Origin of the sequence: Bradyrhizobium sp. CCBAU 45389 (assembly GCF_028128625.1) — a bacterium.
In the GTDB taxonomy this organism is placed as follows: domain Bacteria; phylum Pseudomonadota; class Alphaproteobacteria; order Rhizobiales; family Xanthobacteraceae; genus Bradyrhizobium; species Bradyrhizobium liaoningense_B.
Genome location: NZ_LBIY01000061.1, coordinates 1 through 12692, shown reverse-complemented (window position 1 = coordinate 12692; position 12692 = coordinate 1). Strand labels below are relative to the sequence as shown.

General features: G+C 61.1%; 13 protein-coding genes and 2 pseudogenes. 5 read left to right on the top strand and 10 right to left on the bottom strand.

The genetic code is table 11. The features are described 5' to 3' along the window. Positions 1–144, bottom strand: a pseudogene (locus XH79_RS07560) (IS110 family transposase); the annotation flags it as partial. Between the two features lie 240 nt (positions 145–384). Between XH79_RS07560 and XH79_RS07555 the strand changes: the two are divergent. Further along, positions 385–558, top strand: a pseudogene (locus XH79_RS07555) (integrase core domain-containing protein); the annotation flags it as partial. Here the strand turns inward: XH79_RS07555 and XH79_RS07550 are convergent. The 7 genes from XH79_RS07550 to tnpA form a co-directional block, all read right to left on the bottom strand. Further along, positions 528–2597, bottom strand: a complete 2070-nt coding sequence (locus XH79_RS07550) for a recombinase family protein (RefSeq protein WP_271581249.1) — start codon at positions 2595–2597, stop codon at positions 528–530. The pseudogene XH79_RS07555 and the gene XH79_RS07550 overlap by 31 nt on opposite strands. Beyond that, positions 2587–2826: a hypothetical protein gene (locus XH79_RS07545; RefSeq protein ID WP_041482974.1), complete on the bottom strand. Its 240-nt coding sequence runs from the start codon at positions 2824–2826 to the stop codon at positions 2587–2589. The genes XH79_RS07550 and XH79_RS07545 overlap by 11 nt, the downstream gene beginning before the upstream one ends. A gap of 75 nt (positions 2827–2901) precedes the next feature. Further along, positions 2902–3204 (bottom strand): hypothetical protein, encoded by a 303-nt coding sequence (locus XH79_RS07540; protein WP_271581251.1) that lies wholly within the window; start codon positions 3202–3204, stop codon positions 2902–2904. A gap of 170 nt (positions 3205–3374) precedes the next feature. Further along, the gene (locus XH79_RS07535) at positions 3375–3965 is read right to left on the bottom strand and encodes a UPF0149 family protein (RefSeq protein WP_271581248.1); all 591 of its coding nucleotides are present in this window, start codon (positions 3963–3965) and stop codon (positions 3375–3377) included. A 29-nt stretch (positions 3966–3994) separates the two neighbouring features. Further along, entirely contained in the window at positions 3995–5554 is a 1560-nt protein-coding gene (tnpC, locus tag XH79_RS07530; RefSeq protein WP_271581250.1) for an IS66 family transposase, read from the bottom strand. 50 nt (positions 5555–5604) lie between these two features. Next, complete coding sequence (gene tnpB / locus XH79_RS07525; protein WP_271581247.1) at positions 5605–5940, bottom strand: IS66 family insertion sequence element accessory protein TnpB; 336 nt, start codon at positions 5938–5940, stop codon at positions 5605–5607. After that, positions 5937–6398 (bottom strand): IS66-like element accessory protein TnpA, encoded by a 462-nt coding sequence (gene tnpA, locus XH79_RS07520; protein ID WP_271581246.1) that lies wholly within the window; start codon positions 6396–6398, stop codon positions 5937–5939. Before tnpA ends, tnpB begins: the two co-directional genes overlap by 4 nt. A gap of 453 nt (positions 6399–6851) precedes the next feature. Between tnpA and XH79_RS07515 the strand changes: the two genes are divergently transcribed. The 4 genes from XH79_RS07515 (at position 6852) to XH79_RS07500 (ending at position 9508) form a co-directional block, all read left to right on the top strand. Beyond that, positions 6852–7025 (top strand): hypothetical protein, encoded by a 174-nt coding sequence (locus XH79_RS07515; RefSeq protein ID WP_271581245.1) that lies wholly within the window; start codon positions 6852–6854, stop codon positions 7023–7025. Between the two features lie 108 nt (positions 7026–7133). Beyond that, complete coding sequence (locus tag XH79_RS07510) at positions 7134–8084, top strand: hypothetical protein (RefSeq protein ID WP_271581244.1); 951 nt, start codon at positions 7134–7136, stop codon at positions 8082–8084. A 391-nt stretch (positions 8085–8475) separates the two neighbouring features. Continuing rightward, positions 8476–8679, top strand: a complete 204-nt coding sequence (locus XH79_RS07505; protein ID WP_271581243.1) for a hypothetical protein — start codon at positions 8476–8478, stop codon at positions 8677–8679. Then, positions 8672–9508, top strand: a complete 837-nt coding sequence (locus tag XH79_RS07500) for a bifunctional DNA primase/polymerase (RefSeq protein ID WP_271581242.1) — start codon at positions 8672–8674, stop codon at positions 9506–9508. The genes XH79_RS07505 and XH79_RS07500 overlap by 8 nt, the downstream gene beginning before the upstream one ends. A 2055-nt stretch (positions 9509–11563) precedes the next feature. Here XH79_RS07500 and XH79_RS07495 read toward each other — a convergent pair. Next, entirely contained in the window at positions 11564–11845 is a 282-nt protein-coding gene (locus tag XH79_RS07495; protein ID WP_271581241.1) for a DUF3892 domain-containing protein, read from the bottom strand. Between the two features lie 662 nt (positions 11846–12507). Next, a partial coding sequence (locus tag XH79_RS07490) for a hypothetical protein (protein WP_271581240.1) occupies positions 12508–12692 on the bottom strand: 185 nt, incomplete at its 5' end.

The window sequence follows — 12692 nt, the reverse complement described above, 5'->3', positions numbered from 1 at the left end:
ACCATCATGGGTGAGTTCCTTCCTGGCGAAAGCCTCCAAGCTGTCACGAGTCATGGGAATGCGGCCGAGCTTCGTTAGATGTCCCTCGAGCAGCGCCACGGCCTCGGCCGCCACGCGATGGATGTCCATGCCAATGATGCGCATCTCTCCCTCCATGGTCAGTGCGAAAGGGAGCTGCGGGCAACACGACAATTACGGATCCGCGCTCGCAGCGCATCCGGGCTAGTCGCAGGGGCGGCCAGATAACGACCTCGAACTCGCAGTTCATGTCAGTGCGACGGCCTGCCCGCACTTGCGTGCTCCCGGTGCCCCGAGGCCCGGATCGGTCTACGCTAATGGGCTAGATCGAGTCTGGAAACACGGGACACCGGCTACATCATGCCGGATAACGCGTACATCGAGGCTTTCAACGGCCGCTTCCGGGCCGAATGCCTCAACGCCCACTGGTTCCTGTCTCTTGCGGACGCCCAGCAAAAAGTGGAGACTTGGCGCAGATACTACAACTGCGCATCAGAACACCCATCTGGCTATGTGATTGAAGAGAAGAGATTTTGTTGAGCGGGATGCGATCTCGCGGGGTATTTTGGGTTCTGTCGCGCTCGTTCGGCGATAGATTGAGCAGCAGTTGTTATCAGCCAGGTGCGGGCGAGGATCCAAGGACCATCCGGCAGAGGATGGATGGATTCGATCTCGCCGGCTTCAGCGGCCAGTCGGAGCGTCTTGGGCGCGATCTTCAGGAGCTTTGCGGCGTTGCCAAGGTTGAGCCATGGCTCGATCCCGTCCTCGGCGGGCTTGAACACCGGGATTTGGAAGTTCGAGCGCATTGATGTGACGCGCTCGCGGGTCCAGCGATTGCCGTTACCGGTCTTGAGGCCGTTGCGATTGAGGAGGCCGGCAATCAGATCGTCGCTGGCGATCAGCACCAGTTGACGCACGGCCTGGACGATATCGGCAGAGGTGCTGTTGCGCTGTCCGCGCCGGCGCTTCGGCAAGCGCAACTCGCTGTGGGCGCCCCCCACCCAATGGACCACGAGAATGATCTCCGAGGCAGGGTCGTCGATATCGGCCACGACCTCATGGATGAGGGTGCGCACAATGCGCTTCTTGAGGCGAGCATCCGTCGTCGGCGCATCCCAGACCGTTTTGAGGTTCGAGGCCAGAACGCCGAGCGAGGCTGGATCAGCAAGGCGGGCGGGCATCGCCGCATCATGCATGGCGATCTTGGCCTCAACCTCCGCCGCGTGAGCGAGCGCTCTGTTCCAGCGGGCTTCCAGCTCACCGGCCACCAGCCGGTTCGCGGGATCAGCGGCATCGTATTGCCGGAAAGCCCTGTCGGCGGCATAGCGCGCCGCTTCGAGGTCGCGAGTGAGGGCATCGCGTACCTGATCGCGCCGTTCCCTGGCCCCCTTGGCGGCAGCGGTTGCGGCAGCGACAGCGCCCGGACCGACGACTCCAAGCAGTGCTTCCTCGATGGCGTCATCGACGCGCAGTCCGCCGAAGGCGATGCAGTGGGCCCCGCCATTGTCCATCCAGGCGCGGCTGCAGCTGTAGCGCGGGATATGGTTTTCCATGCCGGAGTACCGGAGTGTGAGCTTGCGACCGCAGCGCTTGCAGCGGATCAGACCGGCCAGCAGCGCGTCACCATGCTTGGGCGCGCCGTGATGCCGACTGGTGGGAACATTGCTGCTGATCATGGTGCGAATCGCCTCGAACTTCTCCCAGCTCACATAACCTTCGTGAGTGTTGGGCTTCAGCGTCAGCCATTCGTTCCGCGCCTTGCGACGGATCTTCGCGCTCACGCCCGCGGTGCTGTATCCCGCCGCCACAGCTGTCTTACCATAGGCATAGGCGCCGCCGTAGACCGGGTTCTCAATGATCCGGTGGATGGCAGAGTAGTTTGGTCGCCGCCAGGCCGTGTCGCCGTTGGTCTGCTTCACCGGCAGATCGAGATTGTACTCGTGGAGCCAGCAGAGCGCCTGTCGCGCGCTGCCCAGTTCCTCGACCTTGTCGAACACCAGCTTGATCGCTTCCTGGACGCGCCGATCCGGATCTTTCTCATAACGGTCGCCGGCCTTCACGAAGCCGACCGGCGCTGTCACAACCAACTCGCCCCGGCGCGCCTTCTCGTACCGGGCCGAGAGCGAGCGCTGGCGCAACAGATCCAGCTCGTACTCGTTGAGGCTGCCCTTGAGCCCGAGCAGCAGGCGGTCGTTGCCGTGCCTTGGCGCATAGACGGTCTCTTGATCGACCAGAACGGTATCGACCACGCGGCACATCTCGATGAGTTGCTGCCAATCCCGGCTGTTGCGGGCGAAGCGCGAGACCTCGCGGGCGCAAACCGCACCAACCTTGCCGAGGCAGACCTCCGCCACCATTCGCTCGAATCCGGCGCGTTGTATGCCGCCGGCGGCTGAACGACCGAGATCATCATCGATCACTTCAATCTCTGACCACCCGAGTGCCGTCAGCCGATCTCGCATGGCGTATTGGAGCGCGCTGCTCTCGCGATTGTGCAACACCTGATGGGCCGAAGACTGACGCACGTAAAGAATCGCCTTGCGCTCCAGATGATGAGGCCTGACCTTGTCAGAGATCATGATCGACCTCCTTCGCGGGCGGCGTCGCTGTCATCGCTGCATGGTCGAGGATCAACTGCGTCATCAGGCTCGTGAGCGCTGCCCGCGCTTCTGCGGGCAGATCCAGCCATGTGGGCGCGCCGATGGCGCCGTTCGATAGGCCACTCCCGAACAGATCCATCTGCTGCTGCGGCCGCGGTTGTCGATTGTGTCGGTATCCGCTCGCTGGCACTGCCGTCTGCCGTGACATGAGTCTCTCCCCGATTCTGGTCGTGAGAGGCTCTGGATGCGCCAGAAAGCAGGGCAGCTAATGGCGTTCGATCCTTCAACGCCAGATCGAGAAGCGTAGAGAGCGCCGCAAGTGCATCGATGCTGACAAACGGCTGAGCTGCCAAAAGCTCGGCGTCAGGGCATGCTGCCCGATCGAACATCCATTCTGGAACCTCCAACCATCGATCCGCTTGCGATCCATCCAGAGAGCAGCGGAAAGCGACATCATCAGCCTTCCCGACCGTTCCATGAACGCAAACTCGGCGACCAAACCAAGGATGAAATCGATAAAGAACCTCGCGAAGAACGGTTTTGTGGGCGTTCTTGAGTCTTGTTGTACAACGAAGAACGGCCCCATGGGGCGATCGGCAATCGACCGCCGATTTTGCTGCAAACCCACCTCGGCGCGACCAGCCCGCCAACGTGATCACGGCGCAAAACTCTAGTTCTGGGTGGTCCAAAGTTCGGTCTCGCTGCAATACCCAACGGGACTCTAACGTAACCGGTATGAGTTCCCACGTCCGGTGATCAGCGAGCGCGGGCGTAGCGGATCGGCATCCAGTATTGCCGCAAGGCCTCGACCGCCGCCGGAATATCGGCGTGGGCGTTACGCAGAAAGTTCTTGGTCTCGCGGCCGCTTCGTGGTGGTCCAAGCAGCGGACGGCCCTGATCGTCGCGACAGTGCAGCAGGATGGGCAGAAGTAGGCCGTGATTGACGTTGCTGGCGTCCAGCAACGGCGCCCACGCCGATAGCTTGAGCCGCATCGCGGCATAGAAGCCTTGGCACCATGGTCGCGGATCGACGTCTCCACTGGGTTTGCGCCGGTGCATCGGCGCGAACCTGTCGGGTGCGGTCGAGAGGGTGTTGCTGATATCGTTGTGGCACAGCGCGACGGCCGATAAGGCTGCAAACTCCGGGGTGCCGCCGTGGTTGAAGGCATCGGCATCAATGGCGAGCAGCGGGCAGATCCAGTCGAGTGGGCTCATCGACACCGGTCCGGCCACGATTGCGGCGACGTAGCCGTCGAGCATGGGGAGATTGGTGGCGGCAGGATGCTGATCGACGCGAGCCTGCAGCCATCGCTCGAGTTCCGCAAGTGGCATCGCGGCGGCGGCCATCGATGACGATGCTTTATGGCGACGTGGGCTCACGCAGCGGCCTGTGCGGTGCGCTGGCGCGCCGCCTTCCAGTGCCAGGCGAGCAGCTCGTGCAGTTGATGGCTCTTGGTTCGCCCGGAGACGATGCGCTCCAGCACGTCGGTCAGATAGGCCTGCGGATCGAGCTCATGGAGCTTTGCGGTCTTCACGATCGACGCCAGGATGGCCCAGCTCTCGGCGCCGCCTTCGCTGCCGCTGAACAAGGAGTTGCGTCTTCCCATGGCAATCGGGCGCATGGAACGCTCGACTGTGTTGGAGTCGACCTCGACGCGGCCGTCGCGGAGAAACAGCGTCAGTCCGTCCCAGTGATTGAGCGCATAGTTGATCGCCTCTGTCAGCTTCGATTGGGAGAACAGCTGGCCGACGATCTCGGTCAGTCGCGCATTGAGCGCCGCCATCAACGGTGCGCTCCTGGTGCGGCGGGCGGCCAGCCGCTGCTCCGCACTACTGCCGCGGATCTCTGCCTCGATCGCATAGACCGCCTGCAGCCGTTCAATCACCTCGCGCGCGAATGGCGACTGCGTGGTCTTGTACACCTCGACGAATTTGCGTCGGGCATGAGCGAGACAAAAGGCGAGCTGGATCGCGCCGCCATGACCGCGGGCCAGCGCCTTGTAGGCGGCATAACCGTCCACCTGCAGAATGCCGGAAAAGCCCGTCAACTGTCCGGCGATCTCCTCGGTGCCACGGCCGTCGGCGAATACGTAGGCAACCGCCGGCGGCGAGGGGCCACCCCATGGCTGGTCATCCATAGCATGCGCCCAGAACTGGCAGATGCGGGAGCGATGTCGTCCGGGATCGAGCACCGGCATCGGCGTCTCGTCGCAGAACACGCGCGGCGCGGCCTGAATCATCCGCAGCTGCAGCTCATAAAGGCTCCTGAGCCACCACGCGGCACGTTTGACCCAACCGGCGAGTGTCGCGCGGTCAAGATGGATGCCCTGGCCGGCCAGGACCTGAACCTGCCGGAACAGCGGCAAATACCAGGCGAACTTCGAGACCACCACGTGGGTCACGAGGGCCGTCGACGCCATGCCGCCTTCAATCAGGCGCGGCAGCACTTTCGCCTGGACCACGCCATCAGTGCAGCCGCGGCAGCCGTATTTGGGACGGATCGTGCGCAGCACGCGCAGGATCGCCGGGATCACGTCCAACACCTCGCTGACGTCCTCGCCGATCTTGTGAAGCTGGCCCTGGCAGCACGGGCAGGCCGTCACCTCCGGCTCCAGGACTTGCTCACAGCGCGGCAGATGCTTGGGCAACGCGCCGATGTTGCGGCGCGCCTTCTTGCGCGGCTTATCGGCCGGCTTCGCCGCAGGCACATCGTCGTTGGCAGCTGCAAGCGGCGTGACACTTGTCTCAAGATCGTCAAGCTCAAGCGCAAGTTGCTCGGCCAGGAGCGTGGCAAGCCGTTCCGAGCGCTTCCCGAAGATCATCTCCTTGAGCGTCTGCATCGCAACACGCAGCTTCTCGTTCTCGGCGTCAAGCGCCAGCACCATCTCGGTTAGAGCGGCTGGATCAGTCGGGAGAACGTCCGGGCGAATCACCATGAACGGACCATACATCCGCGCGCCACAGGCTCCAGCGAAATCCTCTCCTCTCAGCCGACAACGGCCGGCTGCTTCACAGGCTTGGGTGAGACGCGCGTCCGCATCGCGAGCTGCGTCGCACTGAGATGCACCACGCCGTCGCGGATCGGCGGCCAAGTGAAGTGCCCCTGGTGCAACCACTTCGTCACCAGCACCATGCCGCTGCCGTCCCACGCCAGAAGCTTCACTCTGTCCATGCGTTTGCTGCGGAACACGAAGACGTCGCCACAATACGGGTTCGCACGCAGCGCTTCGCTCACCAGTGCGGACAGCGTATGCACCGACTTGCGGAAATCGACCGGCTGTGTCGCCAGCACCACTTTGAGGTCAGAGCGTAGCGCAATCACCGGATGCCCCGAAGCGCCGCCAGCACGGTCGACAGCGTCGCCAGCTCCACGCCCGGCTCGACCCGGATGCGCGCCCCGTTCACCTCGATCTCGACAACCCCGCAAACCTTGGCCGGCGGCGCGGCGATCTCCAAAGGCTTCGTCTGTAGCCGCGAAATACGCTCGGGCTCGCCGGCTGTCCCGCTACCGCTCTCGGCACCAATTTGGATTGGCACGAAGTTCGACGCCTTGCCCACCACCGCCGCCGCAACTTGGCGTCGCCACACCGTAAGCAGCCCCCGCGAAACGCCATTGCGCCGCGCAACCTCGGAGATGTTCGCACCCTCCCCAAAGCTCTCCGCCACGATCCGGGCCTTCTCCTTGCCCGTCCACCGACGCCGTCGGCGCTCCCCAGTGATCACCTCGACGCGACGATAGGAGTCATCTTCCTGCCTGGCATCAAGCATGCCATTTGCCATCGTTCCACCTCCACCGATCCGCTCATGCCAGGCTGTATCGCGCGCAAGCCGAGGGGTGGCTAGGTGGGGGCCTCATGCCGGTTACACTCTAACTGCGGCTGGATGAAACTTCGGTGGCAGGTCATGTCTAGGGGCGTAAAGGGCGCTTGAGGGGGAGGGTACGCTCAGAAAAAAAAGGCAGCGAAAAAAACGAAAAGTCTTGAGAGCCGCTTGGGACCGCTTACGTTAGTTGTGCGTTATATTGATGAAGCACCTTGAAGTGAACCGCCGAACTTGGACGCAAGGCGGATGGCAGGGACCGGCGAGCCGAGCCGATCTTCCTAGACCGCAGAAAAACGGTCGGTGTCCCCGAAGGGGGCATTTGCAGGTAATCCTGCGGTTTCGCGGCACCCACAAATCCGAGCTGCGGCGCGGAGTCCACCACAACGTTCACTCGTTCACGGAGACTTCGCCATGGGCGCAATCCGCCATCACGATACCCGGCCCGCCAACCCTATTCAGTTCGCGGCCGACTACCCCAATCAATACCGTTTCCAGTCCGCTGAATTTTTCCGAGACGCGCTCGGGGGATGCGGCGCGTCGTCGTTTGAATTCTACCTAAGCAGCTGGTCGGCTTCCGAAGCCTGATCTCCAGCACGGTAGGCGTCGCGCATGGCGTGAGACCACCATCGCCCAGGCCGTAGAGGCTTTCATTTCGAGCGCCCAAAGCGCCGCCTAACCCTATCTGCTCCAAACATGTCCAAATTACTCGCGCTAACTCCGGCCGAATGCGCCGCCGCAGAGGCCGAAGCCGACCGCCTTACCGGCATCCCCATGCAGCCTCCGGGCTTCGTGAACGCAAAGGGGGATCACGTACAAAAAGAGGTGCCGTTCGACCCGCTTCCAAACGAACTAGGCGAGTCGAAGCTCACATCCATCGTCGACGCACGCAGTGCGTTCGATGGTGACGATGTGGAATTGTTCGGCCCCGAGAGGCACGTCCACCGTTTACAACTTTCGGAGCTTCGCGCTCGTCGGCGGTTGATCGAGGCCGCTTTGCAGTCCAGAGCCACAGCGGCGACTCGTGAGCATATCGCGCGCGAGTGTCTGAAGCGCTTGCAGCGAGCCTCGAAGCTTGAGCGGCCGATCCTGGCTGCTTGGGCAGATGCTAGCTTGAGATCATTAGGCTTCACCGATGCGCGCGATCAGATCGCTAAGGCCGCAGGTGTGAGCGTCGAGCAGGCCCGTGTGTTGATCGCCCGAGGTCGAGCAGAGCTGCAAGCCGCTCAGCGTGAGGTCGGTCAGTCGCTCAGCACAAAGCAGCGTCGCGGCCGAACCAAACCGGACCTCCGAGAAATTGAGGTGGGATCGCTGTTCGACGGCGCAACCTCCGCTCACGCTATCGCCGCACTGAAGTCAGATGCCCAGCATGCACTACTGCACGCAATTGAGAATCGATTCATTGACGCGGGTATCAACGATGCCAATGCCGAAGCGAAGTCCAGGCGTATTCGACCGCTTACGCGCGGCGTTTTGAGGGCACTCGACGAGTTGGGCCGTAATGATGAGGCGAACCGCGATCTGCTCGGCAGACTCGACCCCAATCAGGCTCAGCGTCTTGTTGCTCTACTGGTTTCGGCCAGAGCTGATGAACTGGATGGGCGCGTCGGCCAGTCGAAGGCCGAGCTAACAAAGCTGATCAATTAGATCGTTTTACCGACCAAAACGAAAACCGCAAAGCGTGCGGCCACGGCGCACGCTACCCATAGCCACAAACGCGCTGCCGCCAAGGCCGCAGCGTAAACCCCAAGAGGACTAGCAATCATGACGCACACGCGATCCGGCACAGCCACCGCCCACTTCAAGGGGGTCGACCATATCGGACGAACGCTGATCGCTCCCGCGATTCAGGGTAGCGACGGGAAGCTATTTATTGACCAGCACGGGAAGGTAGTGCTGGCGATTCTCGAATCAGGAAGGCCCCCTCTGAGGTCGAATTTATATTCGAGGAATCAGAAAAAAGCAAGAAGGCGAACGCACATATCGCGAGTCGCGAGGCGCTGAAGCGCTGAAGCGCTATATCGAGAGACTGTTTAACGTGGAGCAGATCTTTGCCGATCAGAAGGCAGAGTATCAGGACACGAAGAACGACCTGAAGGTTGAGATAGAGGCCGCCGGTTACGGATTTTCGTTTGAAGATGTCAAGGCGGCGGTGGACCAGAGAATGCGGGATGTCGAACAGCTCGACAATGAGGTTGCTGCCCAGCTAACGATTACCGGAAGGGCTTACAGCAATGACTAAACCGCTCGACGCGGAAGTGCGCGACTGGAAACGCGAGTGGGCGCGAGTAGACGGGGCGCGTCGCGACAATAGGAGCATCGCGATTGAGCTTGTGAACGCAGGCATTGCGATCCTTTTTGTCGACGGGGAGAGCAAGGTCCCGTTGACGCTCGCGCACGGTCAGTTCGACACACAAATTCCCGCGGAAGAGCGGGAAGCGAAGCGTCGCGCGTTCTTTGACAAACACGGATTTGAGCCGTTCGCTATCGGTGCGACAACTAACCGGGCGCCGGTACGGCGCTTGATGAGCGAGAAGCCTGATGTCCTCCCGGCCATCGCTTGCGGGCCGAGCGGCCTTGTAGTGGTAGACAACGACCTGAAAGAGCGCAATGGCGAGCATCGCGATGGAGTGAGGCTGTTCGACTTATTCGTCGAACGAAACGGTGAGTTGCCCAAGAAAACCGTCGCCGTGCGGACCCAAGGCGGCGGGCGGCATCTCTATTTCTCTAATCCCGACAGGCTAGGGTGCAGCGCCGGTAAGCTGAAGCGGGACTGCGAGACCGACGTTAAGGGAGTTGGCGGGTACGTTGTGGCGCCGGGCGTGACGCGTATTCACGACGGGAAGACATACGGCAAGCGTTCTGACACGGCTGCACTGACCAAGGCGTATAAGGCGCGCACGTTGCCCGCCATCCCTCAATTCGTGCGGGATGCGATAGGCGCGCGGACCAACCAAACAACTAGCGTGGCCGATGAAGGCGCGCTCACCGAGGCGCTGCGTGCGGCTGATTTGCCGGAAGGTGAGGACTTGCTTGATCCGTCGAAGGGCGGCTCGACATCGAAACGCTAGTCGCACAGTCCCCCAAGCTGCGAGACGCGATTGATCGCGGTGACTATAGCGACTCTCGGTTTGGGCTCGTGAACGCATTGAAGGCGGAACGACCGGCTATTGCCGCTGAGGACATAGCTGCGATCTTACTCGCATGGCCCGACGCGGGCGCTTTCGTCGAAGACGAGCCTCGGCCGCGTCAAGGCGGGTTCAACTGGCGGAACATCGCGCGCGATATCATGCGTGCTCGCGTATCTGTGACGGCAAATGCCCGTTGGAGGCCGAGCTGCGTTTAGAGTGGCTTACTCGCGAGCTGGTGATCGAAAAGAGCGGGGAACGCGTCTTCACGCACCAGAGCATAGCTCAACGGCTTTGGGACCAATATAGATGGGCCTCCCGCACGCGCCGGCGCCCCTACACTCTCAAACAACACTAAGACCCTTCTAGGCCGAACAAATCGGTTGGTCGGGCGGGCGAGTCTATTTGGTCGAAGAGACGTGGGGGCCGGGAGTGCCTGAAATCGTGACGCCAATCAGCCGTAAGCGTGCAATAGATTGGCTGAGCGCCAATCCGGCCCGTCGTCGTGATGCGGCTGCCGCTGATCGTAAGCGGGCCGAACGCCTTTTGTCTGCGGCCTGATCGTTCTGCAAAAGACCGAGGCTGAAATACTGACAGGCTGAGCGGCGTTAAGTCGGCTCAGTCTGGCCTATCAATTTAGGTAGGCCACGCACGGCGGCTTTCTCGCTAAACCGCACTTCAGCTCCCAGCGGGTAAAGGTTCACGGGAAAGCAGGGTGTGGGTTAGCCTTTATGATCCGAGGGGCTAACTTCACGGGGCAGTGCGGATGCGGCAGGGATAGCGCCTCTATCTAAGCCCCCCAGCCGATAAAGGCGCCGAGTCGCATCCGCGCGGCTTTTGAGCCGACGAGGAAATCATGGCACCAAAGGCTAAGCCTTTAAGGCATTTGCGAGCGCGGGACATTGCTGAAGCGGTCAATTTCGCGACGCGAGTATCCTACAAAAGGTGGCCGACGGGCGTGTGGTTTGAGCTAAGAGATCGGATGGTCAGAACAGCCGATGGGCAATTCTATCTTATCGAAGATCACCCCCTTAAGCTTGACGGCCATGAAGTCGCACGGCCTTACAGTCTAGCGAGCGTCTTTGCGTGGCTGCATGATTGCCCACAACAGATTGAGCTTTGAACGGCCCAAGCGGGCCGCTTTTCGTTTGTAAATTTTCCGCGCGGATCTTTGACAGCTTTTGGAAAGCTAGCCCGAATACTCAGCCATTGAGCTTAGCGGCGCGTGGCAGGGACAGCGCGTGCCCCGGTGTACGCGAGGGGCTAGAGCGCCGAGTCACGTCACCGCTAATCTCAATTGCAGCGCGGGCGCGGTAGGGACAACGCCCGATTCTTATCCTGACCTGGCGCCGAGTCGCGCCCGCACTGCCTGCGATCCGAGGCTGATCGTCAAGCCCCGTGAGGCAGCAACCAGTCCTGGTAGTTGCGCCACGGGCTTTCCGGACGATACTTTCCGCCGTCAGCTTCAGTCGCTTGAGGCTGGCCATGTTGAAGTTGGCGGGGCGTGGTAGGGACAGCGCCTCTAACTCCAGCTCGGGCGCCGAGTCACGTTGCCGCTAACTTCTACCATAGGTCCAAATGGACGGTGATCATCAGCGTGACAAACCTTCGCCCGCAGAGCTGAGACGTTCGGAGCGGATACTACGCGCCGATCAGATCGCACCTCGGGGCCTCACTAAGGCCGACGCGGCAGCCTACTGCGGCTGCTCCAAGGACGCTTTCAATACGTGGATTAAGAAGGGCTTGGTGCCGGAGGCTATCCCCGGCACTCAGCGTTGGGATCGCAAGGCAATCGACTGGTATCTTGACCGGGCTTCCGGTCTGCCTACCGGGGAGACCGCATCGAGCGATCCGCTCGCAGACTGGCTGGCCTCAGAACGGAAGGCTGGCAGATAGCAGCGTACACGTCCAACCTTTTCAAGTGACTCTCGGGAGGCGCTCTATCAAAATTATACTACTGATCAGCCGGATCGCCAATAAGCTTAATCCTTGCAGCAATCAGGGGCACTCAGGGAGTGAAAGAAAATTGTCCGGTTGAATGCCGTCGGCCTTCGTCTTGATGTACTTGTGCCCGTTGTGGACGGCCACGATCACATCGGCCGTGCGCTTTTCCTCGACATAGAACTCCCATACACCGTTTTCGATTTCTTTGATCGTGTGATCGACGGCTTGCTTCCACCTAGACCCGTCCGGGTTTACTCCGCCAACGTTTTTGATTCGCTCGTGAGGGTTCTGCCTGTCAGTCTTGTTGATGCATTGAATTCGTATGCGGCTGGTCACTCGGGTCTCTCCCATCTGCAAGAAAAAAAGAGCCTCAGTGTAGACCTCGGCCGTGGGTTAGCGTGCCGACCAATCCTAGTAGGTGCCCTGCATCCTTCTCGGCGCCGAGTCGCGCCCCCATTGCCAGGCGACCGTGACTGTGATGCGGCAACCAGTTCTGGTAGTTGTGCCACGGCTTTTTGCGGTGGATGTATCCTACCGCCAGCCTTCTTCCCTCCCCGAAGCTGGCGGTGGAGTTAGCGGCGCTCGTGGTAGGGACAGCGCTTCTTCTTCTCTCAGATTGAGCGCCGATCCACGTGGCCGCTAACTCCCAACCATGGGGCCAAAGGATGCATATATTCGAGCGGCACATCACGGCCCTACGGTCGCAAGCGCTTGAGGTGCTTGCAGCCAATCAGGCCCGGGCGGCCGATCAGTCTTTGAGCCTGGCAGATCGCCAAGTCGCGACATTTGATGCCGAGGAGGCTCGGGCAGTGTTAGGCATCCTCGACAGCGTGAAGCCCAATCTTAGGCCGAAGGACGCGCGGCGGATCGCTGCACGCATACGCGCGCTTCTAGAGTGGGAGGGTTGAGTGCCGAACGACTCTCTCGGGGACAAAGGCGGTCAGCCCCGGTCTTCGGCGACGGTCTGGTCAACAAGGCCTGACTTAAACTCGTGAACATCAGCGGCGAAGGAGTTCGACTAGGCAGCTCTCCGGCAATTCATGTCCTGTAGGGTAGCCAAAGTCATTTCGATGAAACGTCAGCTTTCTTGACCAGCACTTTAACGAGTCGACCGTTAAGAAGCCGGATTGAGCTGAGCTAGACAGTTGAGCGAGCGCCAGAGCGAGACCAACAATAGGCGCAA

Excerpts from the sequence above, each read along its gene's own strand:
- XH79_RS07550 (WP_271581249.1), bottom strand. The coding sequence starts at position 2,597 with ATGATCTCTGACAAGGTCAGGCCTCATCATCTGGAGCGCAAGGCGATT.
- XH79_RS07545 (WP_041482974.1), bottom strand. The coding sequence starts at position 2,826 with ATGTCACGGCAGACGGCAGTGCCAGCGAGCGGATACCGACACAATCGA.
- XH79_RS07540 (WP_271581251.1), bottom strand. The coding sequence starts at position 3,204 with ATGGGGCCGTTCTTCGTTGTACAACAAGACTCAAGAACGCCCACAAAA.
- XH79_RS07535 (WP_271581248.1), bottom strand. The coding sequence starts at position 3,965 with ATGGCCGCCGCCGCGATGCCACTTGCGGAACTCGAGCGATGGCTGCAG.
- tnpC (WP_271581250.1), bottom strand. The coding sequence starts at position 5,554 with ATGGTGATTCGCCCGGACGTTCTCCCGACTGATCCAGCCGCTCTAACC.
- tnpA (WP_271581246.1), bottom strand. The coding sequence starts at position 6,398 with ATGGCAAATGGCATGCTTGATGCCAGGCAGGAAGATGACTCCTATCGT.
- XH79_RS07515 (WP_271581245.1), top strand. The coding sequence starts at position 6,852 with ATGGGCGCAATCCGCCATCACGATACCCGGCCCGCCAACCCTATTCAG.
- XH79_RS07510 (WP_271581244.1), top strand. The coding sequence starts at position 7,134 with ATGTCCAAATTACTCGCGCTAACTCCGGCCGAATGCGCCGCCGCAGAG.
- XH79_RS07500 (WP_271581242.1), top strand. The coding sequence starts at position 8,672 with ATGACTAAACCGCTCGACGCGGAAGTGCGCGACTGGAAACGCGAGTGG.